This is a genomic window from Streptomyces sp. NPDC019396, assembly GCF_040632375.1.
Lineage (GTDB): Bacteria > Actinomycetota > Actinomycetes > Streptomycetales > Streptomycetaceae > Streptomyces.
This window is the reverse complement of the sequence record NZ_JBEYBS010000018.1, coordinates 67305-83397: the sequence shown is the minus strand read 5'-3', so window position 1 is coordinate 83397 and position 16093 is coordinate 67305. Positions and strand designations below refer to the sequence as shown.

The 16093-nt window shown below is 70.3% G+C and carries 14 protein-coding genes; 7 read left to right on the top strand and 7 right to left on the bottom strand.

Annotated elements, in window-relative coordinates; genetic code table 11:
- Positions 1-58 precede the first annotated feature (58 nt).
- Positions 59-1222: a glycerophosphodiester phosphodiesterase gene (locus ABZ532_RS21215; protein ID WP_361285742.1), complete on the bottom strand. Its 1164-nt coding sequence runs from the start codon at positions 1220-1222 to the stop codon at positions 59-61.
- A gap of 174 nt (positions 1223-1396) precedes the next feature.
- On the opposite strand from ABZ532_RS21215, the gene ABZ532_RS21210 reads away from it, so the two are divergent.
- Positions 1397-2131 carry a lysophospholipid acyltransferase family protein gene (locus tag ABZ532_RS21210; RefSeq protein WP_361285963.1) on the top strand — a complete coding sequence of 245 codons (735 nt, stop codon included), beginning with the start codon at positions 1397-1399 and terminating at the stop codon, positions 2129-2131.
- Positions 2132-2315: 184 nt separating this feature from the next.
- Here the strand turns inward: ABZ532_RS21210 and ABZ532_RS21205 are convergent, their stop codons facing one another.
- Both ABZ532_RS21205 and ABZ532_RS21200 read right to left on the bottom strand, forming a co-directional pair.
- Positions 2316-3863, bottom strand: coding sequence for an MFS transporter (locus ABZ532_RS21205; RefSeq protein ID WP_361285739.1), 1548 nt, complete (start codon positions 3861-3863; stop codon positions 2316-2318).
- The gene (locus ABZ532_RS21200) at positions 3860-4411 is read right to left on the bottom strand and encodes a helix-turn-helix domain-containing protein (RefSeq protein ID WP_361285736.1); all 552 of its coding nucleotides are present in this window, start codon (positions 4409-4411) and stop codon (positions 3860-3862) included. Before ABZ532_RS21200 ends, ABZ532_RS21205 begins: the two co-directional genes overlap by 4 nt.
- Before the next feature lie 84 nt (positions 4412-4495).
- Between ABZ532_RS21200 and ABZ532_RS21195 the strand changes: the two genes are divergently transcribed.
- Positions 4496-5002: a hypothetical protein gene (locus tag ABZ532_RS21195; RefSeq protein ID WP_361285733.1), complete on the top strand. Its 507-nt coding sequence runs from the start codon at positions 4496-4498 to the stop codon at positions 5000-5002.
- 85 nt (positions 5003-5087) lie between these two features.
- On the opposite strand, the gene ABZ532_RS21190 is transcribed toward ABZ532_RS21195, so the two are convergent.
- From ABZ532_RS21190 to ABZ532_RS21180, 3 genes are all read right to left on the bottom strand, one after another.
- Positions 5088-7307, bottom strand: coding sequence for an NADP-dependent isocitrate dehydrogenase (locus ABZ532_RS21190; RefSeq protein WP_361285730.1), 2220 nt, complete (start codon positions 7305-7307; stop codon positions 5088-5090).
- A gap of 162 nt (positions 7308-7469) precedes the next feature.
- Positions 7470-8897 carry an argininosuccinate lyase gene (gene argH, locus ABZ532_RS21185; protein WP_361285727.1) on the bottom strand — a complete coding sequence of 476 codons (1428 nt, stop codon included), beginning with the start codon at positions 8895-8897 and terminating at the stop codon, positions 7470-7472.
- 104 nt (positions 8898-9001) lie between these two features.
- Positions 9002-10195 (bottom strand): argininosuccinate synthase, encoded by a 1194-nt coding sequence (locus ABZ532_RS21180; RefSeq protein ID WP_361285724.1) that lies wholly within the window; start codon positions 10193-10195, stop codon positions 9002-9004.
- Between the two features lie 130 nt (positions 10196-10325).
- On the opposite strand from ABZ532_RS21180, the gene ABZ532_RS21175 reads away from it, so the two are divergent.
- From ABZ532_RS21175 to ABZ532_RS21155, 5 genes are all read left to right on the top strand, one after another.
- Positions 10326-10892 carry a hypothetical protein gene (locus ABZ532_RS21175; protein WP_361285721.1) on the top strand — a complete coding sequence of 189 codons (567 nt, stop codon included), beginning with the start codon at positions 10326-10328 and terminating at the stop codon, positions 10890-10892.
- Positions 10893-11239: 347 nt separating this feature from the next.
- Complete coding sequence (locus tag ABZ532_RS21170) at positions 11240-11821, top strand: pyridoxamine 5'-phosphate oxidase family protein (RefSeq protein WP_361285718.1); 582 nt, start codon at positions 11240-11242, stop codon at positions 11819-11821.
- 132 nt (positions 11822-11953) lie between these two features.
- A complete protein-coding gene (locus ABZ532_RS21165; RefSeq protein ID WP_361285960.1) occupies positions 11954-13321 on the top strand; it encodes a ferredoxin reductase family protein in 1368 nt (455 codons plus the stop codon).
- 38 nt (positions 13322-13359) lie between these two features.
- Positions 13360-14142: an FMN-binding protein gene (locus ABZ532_RS21160; RefSeq protein WP_361285957.1), complete on the top strand. Its 783-nt coding sequence runs from the start codon at positions 13360-13362 to the stop codon at positions 14140-14142.
- A gap of 41 nt (positions 14143-14183) precedes the next feature.
- Positions 14184-14939 (top strand): FAD:protein FMN transferase, encoded by a 756-nt coding sequence (locus ABZ532_RS21155; protein ID WP_361285954.1) that lies wholly within the window; start codon positions 14184-14186, stop codon positions 14937-14939.
- 12 nt (positions 14940-14951) lie between these two features.
- Here the strand turns inward: ABZ532_RS21155 and ABZ532_RS21150 are convergent, their stop codons facing one another.
- Complete coding sequence (locus ABZ532_RS21150) at positions 14952-15719, bottom strand: alpha/beta fold hydrolase (RefSeq protein WP_361285715.1); 768 nt, start codon at positions 15717-15719, stop codon at positions 14952-14954.
- Positions 15720-16093: the final 374 nt, after the last annotated feature.

Genomic DNA, 16093 nt, shown 5'->3' with positions numbered 1-16093 from the left:
CGCGAGGTCCCGGGTTTCGGCCGTGCCGCGTTCTCACCCGACCGAATGAGCGACGCCGTCAGCCGCTGACGAAGTCCGCCCGGGCCAGCAGTCCGGTGTCCGCGTTGTCGGTGAAGATGCCGTCTATGCCCTGCTCGAAGTAGACCCGGAAGGCGCCGAACGCGTCACCGTAGGCGTTGGGATCGGTGCCGCGCCGGAAGTCGGCGGGCAGGAAGGCGTTCTCGTTCCGCATCGTGTACGGGTGCAGGATCAGGCCCTTGGCGTGCGCGTCCCGGACGAGGGTGGTCGGCGTGCCGAGCCTGCCTTCGGCGTCCCTCGGGATGATCAGGTCGAGCGTGGGGCCGATCCCCTGGGCGTACGAGGCCATCCACTCCAGGCCATCGGGCCTGACCAGGTCCGCGACCGTACGCGGGTCGCCCGCCAGTACGAAGTCCCAGGGCCGAGTGGTGGCGCCGGAGAGCAGCACGACGCGCGGCGACGAGACCAGCCGCGCGAGCCTCTGGACGCTGCTGGGCTCGAACGACTGGAGGAAGACGGGAGAGTCGGCGCGGTGGCGGCCGTAGCGGCGCAGCAGCTTCGCGAGCGGTTCCTCGAGTCCGAGGCCGATGCCGCGGAAGTACGAGGGGTGCTTGGTCTCCACATGCAGCCATACCGGACGGCCCCGCCTGCGGCCCTCCTTGTCGGCCCAGCGCAGGACGTCCTCGAAGGTGGGGATCTGCCAGCGCCCGTCGTAGAGGGTGTTCTCCTGACGGGTGGCGGGGATCCGTTCCTTGGCCCGCAGGGTCCTGAGCTCCGTGAGCGTGAAGTCCTCGGTGAACCAGCCGGTGACGCTGATGCCGTCGACGGTCTTGGTGGTCTTGCGGGAGGCGAACTCGGGGTGGGTGGCGACGTCCGTGGTGCCGGTGATGTCGTTCTCGTGGCGGCAGACCAGATGGCCGTCCTTGGTGGGCACGAGGTCCTGCTCGATGACGTGCGCGCCCATGTCGAGGGCGAGCTGGTACGAGCCGAGTGTGTGCTCGGGGCGGTAGCCGCTGGCACCGCGGTGCGCGATGACCGTGGGGACGGGGAGCTGCCGGTGACCGTGGCGTCCGGCGGGTTCGGCGGCCTCGGCTCCGGTCGCCATGGCCCCGCCGATACCGACCGCGCCGAGAGTCGCTGAACCGGCCACCGCCGCACCGAGTACGGTCCGGCGTCCGGGAGTCGTGCCTTCGACCTGAGCCATGAGTGATCCTCCGTGGGGCCCTCGGGGGGAATCGGGAAATCGGATATGAGGCACTCCAACCTAGGTCGCTGGGCGTGACATGAGGGAGACCCAGGGCAAACGCGTCCCAAACTCAGGTCAACACTGTGTATCTGGTCCGTGAACCCCATGTGCGTCCGACCCTGACTCGCGAGTATCGTCCTCACCTGCAAGGACTTTGTCGGCCGCACCGACTGCTCCACGACTTCGGAGGACCCGTTGTCCCGCTTGTCGCTCATCAAGGCAGTGCTAGGACCGTTCCTGCGCCTGATGTTCCGCCCACGGGTGGAAGGCGTCCAGCACATCCCAGCGGACGGTCCCGTCATCCTCGCCGGCAACCACCTCACGTTCATCGACTCGATGGTCCTGCCCCTCGTGTGCGACCGGCCGGTGTTCTTCATCGGCAAGGACGAGTACGTCACCGGCAAGGGCCTGAAGGGCCGGCTGATGGCCTGGTTCTTCACCGGGGTCGGCATGATCCCGGTGGACCGGGACGGCGCGAACGGCGGGGTCGCGGCCCTGATGACGGGCCGCCGGGTGCTGGAGGAGGGCAGGGTCTTCGGTATCTACCCGGAGGGCACCCGCTCCCCCGACGGCCGCCTCTACCGGGGCCGTACGGGTATCGCCCGGCTCACCCTGATGACGGGTGCGCCGGTGGTGCCGTTCGCGATGATCGGCACGGACAAGCTCCAGCCGGGTGGCGCGGGCATCCCGCGCCCGGGCCGCGTGACGATCCGGTTCGGCGAGCCGATGGAGTTCTCCCGCTACGAGGGCATGGACCGCGACCGCTATGTGCTGCGAGCCGTGACGGACTCGGTGATGACCGAGGTGATGCAGCTGTCCGGCCAGGAGTACGTGGACATGTACGCCACCAAGGCGAAGGCGGCCTGAGGCCCCGGAGCCCCGGAGCCCCGGCGGGAACGGCGGGAACGGCGGGAACGGCGGACGACGCGGCTCCCCGGCGCCTGTGTGCGCCGGGGAGCCGCGTGGTGCGGAGCCGTGTGCCCGCGTGTCCGTCTGTTCCGCGTGTTCCGCTCCCGTATACGAACAGGCGTCTCTCGTATACGACCGGGCGTCAGTGCTCGACGCCGTCGGACAGCTTCTGGCCGCGCAGCAGGAACCACGCCGCGACCGCGGTGGCCACCAGGACCGCCGCGCCCACGCCCGAGGCCAGCCTGAGCCCCTCGACGAACGCGTCCTGGGCAGCGCCGACGAGCGCGGCGCCCTGCTCGTGCGGCAGCGAGGCCGCGGTCTCGACGGCGCCGCCGAGCGACTCATGAGCCGCGGACGCCGCGTCCGACGGCACTCCGGCCGGAACGGTGAAGCCGCGGTAGACGCCCGTCACGATCGAGCCGAGCAGCGCGATACCGAGGGCGGCGCCGAGTTCGTACGCCGTCTCGGAGACCGCGGACGCGGCGCCGGCCTGCTCCTTGGGTACGGCCGAGAGGATGACGTCGGCCGTGACGGTGAAGGAGAATCCCGCGCCGGCACCCACCACGAGCAGGGCGGCGCCGAGCACCGGGTAGCCGGTGGACTGGCCGATGACGGTCAGCACGGCGAGCGCGAGGCCCACGGCGCCGAGTCCGCCGGCGACCACGGACCGTACGGAGAACCGCCGGGCGAACCGGCCCGCGAGCAGACCGGTGACCACCGCGCCGATCGCGGCGGGGAGTTCCGCGAGTCCCGCTTCGAGCGGCTGCCTGCCCTGGACGAGCTGGAGGAACTGGGACAGGAAGAAGACCAGTCCGGACAGCCCGAGGATGGTCAGCAGGTCGGCGAGCACCGCGGCGGAGAAGCCCCGGTGGCGGAACAGCCGCATGTCGAGCAGCGGCGCGGGCAGGGAGAGCTGCCTGCGGACGAAGCCGTGGAGCGCGACCGCACCGATGAGCAGGGCGGCTGCGGCACCCCAGGTGGGGCCCTCGCTCGCGGCTTCCTTGATGGCGTACACGACGCCGACGATGCCGATGAGGGACAGCGCGACGCTGATCAGGTCCCAGGGCCCGGCGACCGGGTTCCTGGACTCCGGCAGGAGTTTGATGCCGACGAGGACCAGGACGGCCATCACCGGAAGGTTGATGAGGAAGACAGAGCCCCACCAGAAGTGCTCCAGCAGGAATCCGCCGACGACGGGGCCGACCGCGGCGCCCGCCGATGCCATGGCGCCCCAGATACCGATGGCGATACTGCGCTCGCGCGGGTCGTGGAAGATGTTGCGGATCAGGGCGAGGGTGGCCGGCATCAGCGTGGCACCGGCGACACCGAGCAGCGCCCGGGCGAAGATCATCATCTCGGGGGTGGTCGCGTACGCGTTGAGGACGGAGATCGCGCCGAAGGCGGTGGCCCCGGTCAGTAGCAGCTTCTTGCGGCCTATTCGGTCGCCGAGGCTGCCCATGGAGACCAGCAGTCCGGCGATGACGAACGAATAGACGTCGCCGATCCACAGGAGCTGGTTGCCGGAGGGCTCGAGGTCCTCACTGAGGAAGGGGGTCGCGAGGCCGAGCACGGTCGCGTCGACGGCGACCAGCAGCACGGCCAGCACCAGGACCGCCAGCGCGAGCCAACGCCCCGGGCGGTATACGGTGTTGTCCGTCCCGCTCGTGCGCTGGGCGGTACTGGTGGTCATTTCTGCACACTCCGTCGTGCTCCGCCGAGCAGCAGCTCGGCGATCATGAATTGGAAGTCGTTCTTGGCGACCCGGCCGTCCATCGCGGCCCAGGCGCAGCTGCCGATGAGGCCGTAGAGCGCCTCGGTGAGCCATGCGGCCGAGAGGTCGATCCGGAAAGCGCCCTCCTCCTGGCCTCGCCGGAAGAGAGCGGATACGCGGGCGTCGAGCCTCGCCCAACCTTCGTCCATCTCGTCCCCTTCGAACAGCTCGTTCTCGGTGACGAGGAAGGCGAGGAGGTCCGCGACCGGCTCCATCTCGGCGATCAGCCGGCGGAGCCCGTCGACCGTGTCCCCCCGGTCGATCCCGGCCCGGTCGATCGCCGCCTCGAATTCCTGGATACCAAGCGATTCGAGGGCTTTGACCAGGGCGCTGCGCCCAGCGAAATGCCGGTGCAGGGTGGCGCGCCCGATACCCGCCGCGCGTGCGACCTCGTCCATCGTGGCGGTCGACTTTCGGGCGAGGAGGGCGGCGGCAGCGCGCAGCACCTGTTCACGATCCATGGCCATGAGACAAGCATACACCAAATGAGACGTTGATGTCTCACTCGATATTTCGACGCCTCACCGAGGACTGAAGAGGATCATAAGAAAATGAAACCGCTGCTGCTGATCGACATCGATGGACCGCTGAATCCGTACGGGGGGAAACCCGAGCGACGGCCCGACGGCTATACGACGCACCGCATGCAGCCCAGCGGCTGGTCGGGCCCGAAGCCGCTGCGGGTGTGGCTCAACCACGGGCACGGCGAGGAACTGCTGGCGCTGTCGCGGTGGTACGAACTGGTGTGGGCGACCACCTGGAAGGACGAGGCGAATGTCTGGGTCGGCCCGCATCTCGGGCTGCCCGAGCTGCCGTACATCGACTGGCCGGCGATGCACGGCGCCTCGCCGCGCGGCACGTTCTGGAAGACGCAGTACGTGCTCGACTACGCGGCGGGGCGGCCCTTCGCCTGGATCGATGACGAGATCACCGGGCTGGACCGGGAGTACGTGGACCGGCGCCACCCGTCCGGCGCCCTGCTGCTGCACATCGACCACCGCATCGGGCTTGCCCGGCCGGACTTCGCCGCCCTGGCGGACTGGGCTGAGGCACTGTAGCCCGCGGTGACAGGACCGCCCCCGGCCGGGCGGAGAGCCTGGCCGGGGGCGGTTCGGGTCTGCGGAGGTGTCCGCGGCCCCAGGGTCAGACGAGGGCGGCGAGCGCCTCGTTGAAGGTCGCCGACGGCCGCATGACGGCGGCGGCCTTGGCCGGGTCGGGCTGGTAGTAGCCGCCGATGTCGACCGGGGAGCCCTGGACCGCGATCAGCTCGTCGACGATCGCGGACTCCTGCTCGGTCAGCGTCCGGGCGAGCGGGGCGAACGCCTTGGCGAGCTCCGCGTCGTCCGTCTGCCTGGCCAGCTCCTGGGCCCAGTAGAGGGCCAGGTAGAAGTGGCTGCCGCGGTTGTCGATGCCACCGAGGCGGCGGCTCGGCGACTTGTCCTCGTTGAGGAAGCTGCCGGTGGCGCGGTCGAGCGTGTCGGCCAGCACCTGGGCGCGGGCGTTGCCGGTGGCCTTCGCGTACTGCTCCAGGGCGGGCACGAGGGCGAAGAACTCGCCCAGGCTGTCCCAGCGCAGGTAGTTCTCCTTGACCAGCTGCTGGACGTGCTTCGGGGCGGAGCCGCCGGCGCCGGTCTCGAAGAGGCCGCCACCCGCCATCAGCGGGACGACCGACAGCATCTTGGCGCTGGTGCCCAGCTCCAGGATCGGGAAGAGGTCGGTGAGGTAGTCACGCAGCACGTTGCCGGTCACCGAGATGGTGTTCTCGCCGCGGCGGATGCGCTCCACGGACAGCTTGGTCGCCTCGACCGGGGAAAGGATCCTGATGTCCAGGCCCTCGGTGTCGTGCTCGGTCAGGTACTGCTTGACCTTGGCGATCAGGTTGGCGTCGTGCGCGCGGGTCTCGTCCAGCCAGAACACCGCCGGGTCGCCGGTGGCGCGGGCGCGGGTGACGGCCAGCTTCACCCAGTCCTTGATCGGGGCGTCCTTGGTCTGGCAGGCGCGGAAGATGTCGCCGGCGGAGACCGTCTGCTCGATGAGGGCGTTACCGGCCTCGTCGACCAGGCGGACGGTGCCTGTCACCGGGATCTCGAAGGTCTTGTCGTGGCTGCCGTACTCCTCGGCCTTCTGCGCCATCAGACCGACGTTCGGGACCGAGCCCATGGTCGACGGGTCGTAGGCGCCGTTGGCGCGGCAGTCGTCGACGGCGACCTGGTAGACACCGGCGTAGCTGCTGTCCGGGAGGACGGCGAGGGTGTCGTGCTCCTGACCGTCCGGTCCCCACATGTGGCCGGAGGTGCGGATCATTGCCGGCATGGAGGCGTCCACGATCACGTCGGACGGGACATGCAGGTTGGTGATGCCGCGGTCGGAGTCGACCATGGCCAGCTCCGGGCCCTCGGCGAGCTCGGCGTCGAAGGACGCCTTGATCTCGGCGCCCTCGGGAAGCCCCTCCAGGCCCTTGAAGATTCCGCCGAGACCGTCGTTGGGGGTGAGGCCCGCTGAGGCGAGCACCTCGCCGTACTTCGCGAAGGTCTTCGGGAAGAAGGCCCGCACCACGTGACCGAAGACGATCGGGTCGGAGACCTTCATCATCGTGGCCTTGAGGTGCACGGAGAACAGCACGCCCTCCGCCTTGGCCCTGACGATCTGCGCGGTGAGGAACTCGCGCAGCGCGGCGACCCGCATCACGGAGGCGTCCACGACCTCGCCCGCCTGGACCGGCACGGACTCACGCAGCACCGTGGTGGAGCCGTCGTCGCCCTTGAGCTCGATACGCAGCGAGCCGGCCGCGGAGATCACCACGGACTTCTCGGTGGACCGGAAGTCGTCCACGCCCATGGTGGCGACGTTGGTCTTGGACTCGGGGGTCCAGGCGCCCATGCGGTGCGGGTGGGCCTTGGCGTAGTTCTTGACCGACGCGGGGGCGCGGCGGTCCGAGTTGCCCTCGCGCAGGACCGGGTTGACGGCGCTGCCCTTGATCTTGTCGTAACGGGCGCGGACGTCGCGCTCCTCGTCCGACTTCGGGTCGTCCGGGTAGTCCGGCAGCGCGTAGCCCTGCTGCTGGAGCTCGGCGACGGCCGCCTTCAGCTGCGGGATCGAGGCCGAGATGTTCGGCAGCTTGATGATGTTCGCACTGGGCGTCTTGGCCAGCTCACCGAGCTCGGCGAGGGCGTCGCCGACCCGCTGGCTCTCGTCGAGGCGCTCCGGGAACGCGGCGATGATCCGTCCGGCCAGGGAGATGTCACGGGTCTCCACAGTGACCCCGGCGGCCTCGGCGTACGCCTGGATCACCGGCAGGAACGAATACGTCGCGAGGGCCGGAGCCTCGTCAGTGTGCGTATAGATGATGGTCGAGTCAGTCACCGTGCGCTCCGCTCCACGTCTCCACGTTCTGCAACATTGCTCGACATCAAGATATCTCGCGTCCGCCCGCTCTCCGACAGGGCCCTGCCCATGCGGCCGGAACGCGTCACCTCATGTCGCCGGCATGTCGACATCCTGTCGCCGGCGTGCCGGGCACCCCGGCTACCGCCTGGCGGCGGCCCAGGCGTGCTGGGTGGCCAGGTCCGCCTTGACCTCGGCGAGCTGGACGGCGACGGCCGATGGCGCGGTGCCGCCCCGCCCGCTGCGGGAGGCCAGCGAGCCCGGGACGTTCAGCACGGTGCGGACCTCGGGCGTCAGATACGGGGAGATCTTGGCGAACTGGTCGTCGGTGAGCTGGTCGAGCTCGATTCCGTGCGCCTCGCACTCCTTGACGCACCCGCCCGCGACCTCGTGCGCGACCCGGAACGGCACACCCTGCCTGACCAGCCACTCGGCGATGTCGGTGGCCAGCGAGAACCCCGCGGGAGCGAGCTCTTCCATTCGCTCCCGGTTGACGGTCAGTGTCGCCATCATCCCGGTGAAGGCGGGGAGCAGCACTTCCAGCTGGTCGCAGGAGTCGAAGACGGGCTCCTTGTCCTCCTGGAGGTCGCGGTTGTACGCGAGCGGGAGTGCCTTGAGCGTGGCGAGCAGCCCGGTCAGATTGCCGATGAGGCGGCCGGACTTGCCCCGGGCCAGCTCGGCGATGTCCGGGTTCTTCTTCTGCGGCATGATCGACGAGCCGGTGGAGAAGGCGTCGTGGAGGGTCACGAAGGAGAACTCCTTCGTGTTCCAGATGATGATCTCCTCGGCGATCCGGGACAGGTTCACACCGATCATCGCCGTGATGAAGGCGAACTCGGCGACGAAGTCACGGGATGCCGTGCCGTCGATCGAGTTGCCGGCCGAGCCGTGCTCGAAGCCGAGGTCCCGGGCGACCGCCTCGGGGTCGAGCCCCAGCGAGGACCCGGCGAGCGCGCCGGAGCCGTACGGGGAGACCGCCGTACGCTCGTCCCACTGCCGCAGCCGCTCGGCGTCCCGGGAGAGTGCCTGGACATGGGCCAGCACATGGTGGGCGAACAGCACGGGCTGGGCGTGCTGGAGGTGGGTGCGGCCGGGCATGGCGACGTCCGGGTGCGCCTCGGCGAGCCCGACCAGCGCGTCCTGGAGGTCGGCGATCAGTCCGCCGATGATCCGGGCGTGGTCGCGCAGATACATCCGGAAGAGGGTGGCGACCTGGTCGTTGCGGGACCGGCCGGCCCGCAGCTTGCCGCCCAGGTCGGGGCCGAGCCGCTCCAGCAGGCCGCGCTCCAGGGCGGTGTGGACGTCCTCGTCGGCGACGGTGCCGGTGAACGCGCCGGATGCCACGTCCGCTTCGAGCCGGGCGAGCCCGGCGAGCATGCTCTCCAGCTCGTCGGCGGTGAGCAGGCCCGCCTTGCGCAGGACACGGGCGTGGGCACGGGAACCCGCGATGTCGTACGGCGCGAGACGCCAGTCGAAGTGAACCGACGCGGACAGCAGGGCCAGCGCCTCGGACGGACCGTCGGCGAACCGGCCGCCCCAGAGCCGGACGTCACCGTTGTTGCTGCTCACAGCTGTTGCTCCTCAAGACGTGCCGGACCCGTGCCGGGCTTTGGATATGCCGCCGCCTCCCTGCCACTGACCGGCGGGGAGGCGGCGGCGGTACGCGTATGGAATCAGGCGAGGTCGCGCTTCGCGGCGATCTTCGACGACAGGCCGAAGATGTCGATGAAGCCCTGCGCCTTGGACTGGTCGAAGGTGTCGCCCGAGTCGTAGGTGGCGAGGTTGAAGTCGTACAGCGACTGCTCGGACCTCCGGCCGGTGACAACGGCACGGCCACCGTGCAGGGTCATCCGGATGTCGCCGGTGACGTGCTGGTTGGCCTCATCGATGAAGCCTTCCAGGGCCCGCTTGAGCGGCGAGAACCACAGGCCGTCGTAGACGAGCTCGCCCCAGCGCTGCTCGACCTGCCGCTTGTAGCGGGCGAGCTCCCGCTCGACCGTGACGTTCTCCAGCTCCTGGTGGGCGGTGATCAGCGCGATCGCGCCCGGGGCTTCGTAGACCTCGCGGGACTTGATGCCGACGAGACGGTCCTCGACCATGTCGATCCGGCCGATGCCCTGGGCGCCGGCACGGTCGTTGAGCTGCTGGATGGCCTGCAGCACGGTGACGGGCTTGCCGTCGATGGCGACCGGGACGCCTTCCTTGAAGGAGACGATCACTTCGTCGGGCTCACGCGAGACCGCGGGGTTGGAGGTGTACTCGTAGATGTCCTCGATCGGCGCGTTCCAGATGTCCTCGAGGAAGCCGGTCTCGACGGCGCGCCCGAAGACGTTCTGGTCGATGGAGTACGGGGACTTCTTGGTGGTCGCGATCGGGAGCTGCTTCTCCTCGCAGAAGGCGATCGCCTTGTCCCGGGTCATGGCGTAGTCACGGACCGGGGCGATGCACTTCAGGTCGGGCGCGAGGGAGGCGATGCCGGCCTCGAAGCGGACCTGGTCGTTGCCCTTGCCGGTGCAGCCGTGGGCCACGATCGAAGCGCCGTGCTTCTTCGCGGCGGCCACGAGGTGCTTGACGATGGTCGGCCGGGAGAGGGCGGAGACCAGCGGGTAGCGGTCCATGTACAGGGCGTTCGCCTTGATCGCCGGAAGGCAGTACTCATCGGCGAACTCGTTCTTGGCGTCCGCGACCTCCGCCTCGACGGCACCGCAGGCGAGCGCACGCTTGCGGATGACGTCCAGGTCCTCGCCGCCCTGGCCGACGTCCACGGCAACGGCGATGACCTCGGCGCCCGTCTCCTCGGCGATCCAGCCGATGGCGACGGAGGTGTCCAGACCGCCCGAGTAGGCGAGTACGACGCGCTCGGTCACGGGTTTCTCCTTACGGTGCATGACGTGATGGGTATAACTATGCAGAGCTCCGTATGTTTTGTCAATGCAGGCAGGTCCCTCGCGGGATCGCGGAGGCGCGGGCCCCTCGCACCGGCTTATGCTCCGCGGCATGCACAACGGGGGGTGCGCGGCGGAGACGAGGCATCCGGCCTGGGCGGCGGTGGAACGGCTGACGGCCGGGGTACCGGTCCGGCTGGCGCTGGATGTGGCCGACGAGCGGGTCTGGACCGGGCTTGACCGTGTGGTGCGCGAGTGCGCGATCACCAGGCCCGGAACGCTGCCGTCGGCGGCCCGCATGGACGGACGCAGACCGCTGTGGAGGCCGCGCCCGCCCGGCGAGTGCGAGGTCGTCCTCGGGCTGTGCCACCCGAAGGAGCGCATCCGGTACGCCGCGCTGACCTGGGCCGCCGGCCGGCCGGCACTGCTGCCGCTGGTCGCGGTCCGCTGCTCGGACTGGGCCGGGCCCGTACGCGAAAGGGCCCGCGCACTGCTGACGGACGAGCTGGAATCCGTCGAAGGCGGGGCTCTGGAGAACCTCACCGTGCTCGTCGTACGCCTCGCCCGGCGCTGGCACGGGGAGTTCGCGCGGGAGCTCGTCGACCGGCACCTGCGCCAGGCCAGGCACCGTGCCACGGTTCGCAGTTCGGGATCAACCACCTGGGCACCTTCGCCCTGACCGGGCCGATGCTGCCCCACCCGCTCGCCTCGCCGGATCCGCGAGTGGTCACCGTCAGCAGCGAAGGCCGGCGGTTCGCCCGCTACGACCCGGCCACGACGGACCCCTGCGGCTGCGCGGCGAGCCCATCCTGCGCACCGGGGAATGCGCCATCCGGGACACCACCACCGCACGCGAGCTGTGGGAACTGTCCGAGAAACTCACGGGCGTTCCCTTCCGGCTGCCCGACGACGCCACGTGCACCGCCTACCCGTGAGTCCTGGACGCGTGAGCCCGACGCTCTCAGTGGCCGTACGCGATCAGAGCTCGCGCCTGCCCGCGCGCTCCCCTCGCGGATACTTGAATCCATGGGACAGACGTATGAACGCATCGAAGGCCGCATTCGCACGTTCATCGAAGGGCAGCCCGTGTTCTTCACCGCCACCGCGCCGCTCACGGGCGACGGTCACATCAATCTCTCCCCCAAGGGCCGCAAGGGCACCCTGGTCGTCATCGACGAGCTGACGCTCGCCTATCTGGACTTCGGCGGCAGCGGCGCCGAGACCATCGCACACCTCCGGGAGAACGGCCGCATCACGCTGATGTGGTGCGCCTTCAGCGGGGCGCCGAAGGTGCTGCGGGTGCACGGCGAGGGGGAAGCGGTGTTCCGTGACGATCCACGGTGGGCCGGGTTGATCCCGCTCTTCGGGGAGGCCGACGGCGCCGGTGCCCGCGCGGTCATCGTCGTACGCGCCCTGCGGATCGGCGATGCCTGCGGTTTCGCCGTCCCGTTCATGGACTACCGCGAGGAGCGCACCCAGCACGCGGAACACCTCGCACGCAAGACGGACGAGGAGTTCGCGGCGTACTGCGAGCAGAAGCCGCACGTCGGCGTCAGCCTCGACGGACTGCCCGCGCTGCCGCTCCCCCTCCCGGCACGCACCAGCTGAGCCCTCCCCGGCCGGCCGATACCAGGCCGGCCGGGATTCGCGGCGCACCGTCCGCCGTGATTGAACTTCTCGGTGCCCTGCTCCGTATTCACGTGAGCGATACGGAGGAGCCGAGGAGCAGCCGTGGCGACGATGATTCAGAGCGGTCGGGCCGCAAGACGCCAGACCATGCGCGCGATCCAGCCGCGCCGGAATCCGGCAGCGGTGCTGCTGGGGCTGGCGTGGGCGGGAGCGCTCGCCGTGCTGTGGCTGTGGTGGGACAACACCGCGGTCGTACAGATGGACACGGCGCAGTGGCTGATCGGAGGAGGCCGGATCACCGGGCTGCTCGGCGGCTACATGATCGCGCTCGTGGTGCTCCAGATGGCCCGTGTACCGGCGCTGGAGCGGCGTGTGGGCTCCGACCGGGCCACCCGCTGGCATGCGATGAGCGGGCGGTACGCGATCAGTCTGATCGTCGCCCACGTCGTGCTGACCGTCTGGGGTTACGCGGTCCAGGCCCGTACCGGGTTCGTCGAACAGTCCGTCACCGTCGTGGTCGACTTCCCCGAGATGGTCAAGGCCGCGATCGGCACCGGGCTCTTCCTCCTGATCGGCTTTGTCTCGGCCGGCATGGTGCGCCGCCGGATGAGCTACGAGGCCTGGTACTACCTGCATCTGCTCACCTATGTCGCCGTGTACCTGACGTTCTGGCACCAGCTCGCCACGGGCGCCGAGTTCGTTGCCAGTCCGACCGCACGCACCGTCTGGTACGTGATGTACGGAACCGTCGGGGCACTGCTGCTCTGGTACCGGGTGCTCGCCCCCGTCCGGCTGAACCTCTGGCACCGCATGGAGGTGGAGGCGGTGGTGGAGGAGGCGCCCGGGGTGGTGTCCGTGCTGATCACCGGGCGGCGGCTGCACCGGCTCGGCGCGGAGGCGGGCCACTTCTTCCGCTGGCGGTTCCTCACCAAGAGCCTTCGCTGGAGCGCCAATCCGTACTCGCTCTCCGCTCCGCCGCGCCCTGACCTGCTGCGTATCACCGTCAAGGCGGCCGGCAACCACAGCACCGCGCTGTCCCGGCTGGAGCCCGGCACGAGAGTGTGGGCGGAGGGCCCGTACGGCGCCATGACCGCCGCGCGGCGGAGCCGCAACAAGGTGCTGCTGATCGCCGGCGGTGCCGGCATCACCCCGATGCGGGCCCTGTTCGAGACCCTGCCCGGAGGCCCGGGCGATCTGACCCTGCTCTACCGGGCCGGACGCACCGAGGACCTGGCGCTGTGGAGCGAGCTGCGGGAGATCGCCGAGGTACGGGGCGCCAGGCTGATGTACGCCGTGAACGGCCCGGACGGTGCGCGACCCGAGATCAGCACCGAGCGGCTCCAGCAGGTCCTCCCGGACATCGATGAGCACGACGTCTACCTCTGCGGACCGCCCGGGCTCGCCGAGGAGACCTACTCCGCACTGCGCGCGGCGGGCGTACCGGCCCGCCGTATCCATCACGAGTCCTTCGAGATGTGAGGTCCTCCGTGAAGAGGAAGCATCCCCTGCGCCGGATCATGATCGCCGTCGCCGGCACCACCTCCGCGGTGGTACTCCTGCTCGCCATGAAACAGCCGGGCGCACCACTGGCGGGCGCGTCGTCGCAGGCCGGTGGGGCTCAAGCGCCTGGGGTGTCGGCACCCGCAGGCGGCGGGGCCGAACCCGCGGGCGGTCAGTCGGTGGTGGGCGACGAGGCGCAGACCCAGTACGGCCCGGTACAAGTCAGGCTGACCATGAACGGCGGCCGGATCACCTCGGCCGAGGCCGTCAAAGCCCCCGACACCGACCCCAACAGCCGCAAGATCGCCGCCAACGCCATCCCCCAGCTCAACAAAGCCGCCGTCGCCACCCAGAGCGCACGGATCGACACCGTCTCCGGCGCCACCTACACCAGCCAGGGCTACGTCAAGTCCCTCCAGAGCGCGATCGACAAGGCAGCGGCGGCGGGGCCGGCGGCCGGCGCTCCGGAACAGCAGCAGGGTGCGGGCGGCGACACCGGATCAGGCTCCGGTGCCGGCGCGGCCCCCGCGACGGTGGTGGGCGACGAGGCGCAGACCCAGTACGGCCCGGTACAAGTCAGGCTGACCATGAACGGCGGCCGGATCACCTCGGCCGAGGCCGTCAAAGCCCCCGACACCGACCCCAACAGCCGCAAGATCGCCGCCAACGCCATCCCCCAGCTCAACAAAGCCGCCGTCGCCACCCAGAGCGCACGGATCGACACCGTCTCCGGCGCCACCTACACCAGCCAGGGCTACGTCAAGTCCCTCCAGAGCGCGATCGACAAGGCCGGCCTGTGACGGCGGCGGGCCAGGGGCGGCTGCGCCATGTCGAGCATGCGATGGGCACGGTGTTCTCGTTCGATGTCCGCACCTTCGGCGCGGCCGACGAGCAGCGTGTACGGGCCGGACTGACGGCCGCGCTCGCGGGACTGCACCATGTGGACGAGGTGTTCTCGACCTATCGGGCGCAGAGCCAGATCAGCAGGCTGGGCCGGGGCGAGATCGCGCTGGAGGACTGCGACGCGGATGTGACCGAGGTGCTGCGGCACTGCGCCGTCGAGGAGCGGCTCAGCGAGGGCTACTTCACCACGCGCTATGGCGGCGGCCTTGACCCGACCGGGCTGGTCAAGGGCTGGGCGGTGGAGCGCGCCGTGCGGATGCTCGCGTCGTCCGGCGCCGCGGCGGTCTGCCTCAACGGCGGCGGTGACATCCAGCTCCACGGCGGTCCGTGGCGGGTCGGCATCTCCGACCCGCTGGGTCCCGGCGGTCTCGTCGCGGTGGTCGAGGCGCACCGCACCCTCGCCGTCGCGACTTCGGGCCCGGCCGAACGCGGCTGCCACATCGTGGACCCGGGCACCGGCAGGCCCCCCAAGGGCGCCGTCGCGTCCCTGACCGTGGTGTGCCCGGGGCTCACCCAGGCCGACGCCCGGGCCACGGCGGCGTACGCCATGGGCGAGCGGGCACGCGACTGGCTGGAGGGGCTCCCCGACACGGAGGGCTTCGCCGTCACCACCGACGGCGCCATCTGGCAGACCAGCGGATTCGCCCGCCACCTCGCGGCGGCCCCGCTCCGCCCTGACGGCAAGGCCGCCTGACCGGTCCTGGATTCAGTGCGCGAGCGCCGCCGCGGTGGCGCTCGCGAAGGCCTCCGGGTTGTCCAGCATGATGTTGTGCCCGCAGTCCGGTACCGCTACGACGGGCACCCCGGCTGCGGTGAGCTCGCCGGCCCCTGGCGGCGGGCCGTCGGCCCCGGGCAGGAGGTGGCTGCGGGGAATCCTCAGGCCCAGCAGCAGCTCCCGCATGGTGGGATCCGTGCCACGGACGAGGTGGACGGCGCTGCGGTGCAGGGCCGTACGCCCGGTCAGGCGCATCGTTGCCCACCAGTGTGCGCCCGCCCGCTCACGGAACTCCTTCCAGCCTCCCGCGAGGAACTCCCGCTCGGTATAGGAGGCGATGTCGCTGCTGCCCCCGGTGCCGCGCAGCGGCCGGAGCGGGTCGAGGTTGGCGTCGACCAGGACCAGCCGGGAAACCAGGTGCGGGTGCCGGGCGGCCAGCACGATGGCGACCGAGCCGCCCATGCTGTGCGCGATCAGCTCCGCACCGCGGACGGACGCGCTGGTCAGGGCCGCGGCGAGCGCGTCGGCATGCGATTCCAGCGTGTAGTCGAAGCCGGTCGGGCGGTCGCTGATGCCGTGCCCCAGCAGGTCGATCAGCAGCGAGCGGTGCCCGGCCAGCAGAGGATGGACCGCCACCTGGGTGAAGTAGGCGGGTGCGCTGGCGCCCAGCCCGTGCACGTAGACGCGGGGCGGCTCCTGCCCCGGCAACTCGACCCAGCGCATCCGGTCGCCTTCGGGTGTCACCACGGCGTTGTGCACAGTCAGCTCCCCCTCTTTCCCCCCGGCGTGTCCGTCGGCGGAGCGACGAGAGTAGCCATCGCCGGGCTCGCTTCGCACCTGGGTTCTTCGCAGCCTCTTCCCGCCCTCTTGCCGCCCCTTCAGGGGTTCTGACGTGCCATCATGAGCTCCTGGTGCTGGGGAGGGGTGCGGGTGGGTTCACGCAGGGCTCCGAGGCGGCTGCTGAGGAACCCCCGGTTCTAGGGCGTGTTTCGAAAGTCCCGCCTGCCCCGCGACGCCTGGCACGCACGCTCGCAGCGTTGTCGGAATCGCCCAAGTACGCCCAGTACGAGGGCGACCCTCCGCCTTGCGATCGCACGCACCAGACGCCGCGGTGCCCGCCCTCCGGGCGGACG

What these genes read in the sequence shown, in the direction of transcription:
- ABZ532_RS21195 (WP_361285733.1), top strand. Translation starts at nt 4,496, where the DNA reads ATGAAACCGCTGCTGCTGATCGACATCGATGGACCGCTGAATCCGTAC.
- ABZ532_RS21205 (WP_361285739.1), bottom strand. Translation starts at nt 3,863, where the DNA reads ATGACCACCAGTACCGCCCAGCGCACGAGCGGGACGGACAACACCGTA.
- ABZ532_RS21170 (WP_361285718.1), top strand. Translation starts at nt 11,240, where the DNA reads ATGGGACAGACGTATGAACGCATCGAAGGCCGCATTCGCACGTTCATC.
- ABZ532_RS21165 (WP_361285960.1), top strand. Translation starts at nt 11,954, where the DNA reads ATGATTCAGAGCGGTCGGGCCGCAAGACGCCAGACCATGCGCGCGATC.
- ABZ532_RS21160 (WP_361285957.1), top strand. Translation starts at nt 13,360, where the DNA reads ATGATCGCCGTCGCCGGCACCACCTCCGCGGTGGTACTCCTGCTCGCC.
- ABZ532_RS21155 (WP_361285954.1), top strand. Translation starts at nt 14,184, where the DNA reads ATGGGCACGGTGTTCTCGTTCGATGTCCGCACCTTCGGCGCGGCCGAC.
- ABZ532_RS21200 (WP_361285736.1), bottom strand. Translation starts at nt 4,411, where the DNA reads ATGGCCATGGATCGTGAACAGGTGCTGCGCGCTGCCGCCGCCCTCCTC.
- ABZ532_RS21175 (WP_361285721.1), top strand. Translation starts at nt 10,326, where the DNA reads ATGCACAACGGGGGGTGCGCGGCGGAGACGAGGCATCCGGCCTGGGCG.
- ABZ532_RS21215 (WP_361285742.1), bottom strand. Translation starts at nt 1,222, where the DNA reads ATGGCTCAGGTCGAAGGCACGACTCCCGGACGCCGGACCGTACTCGGT.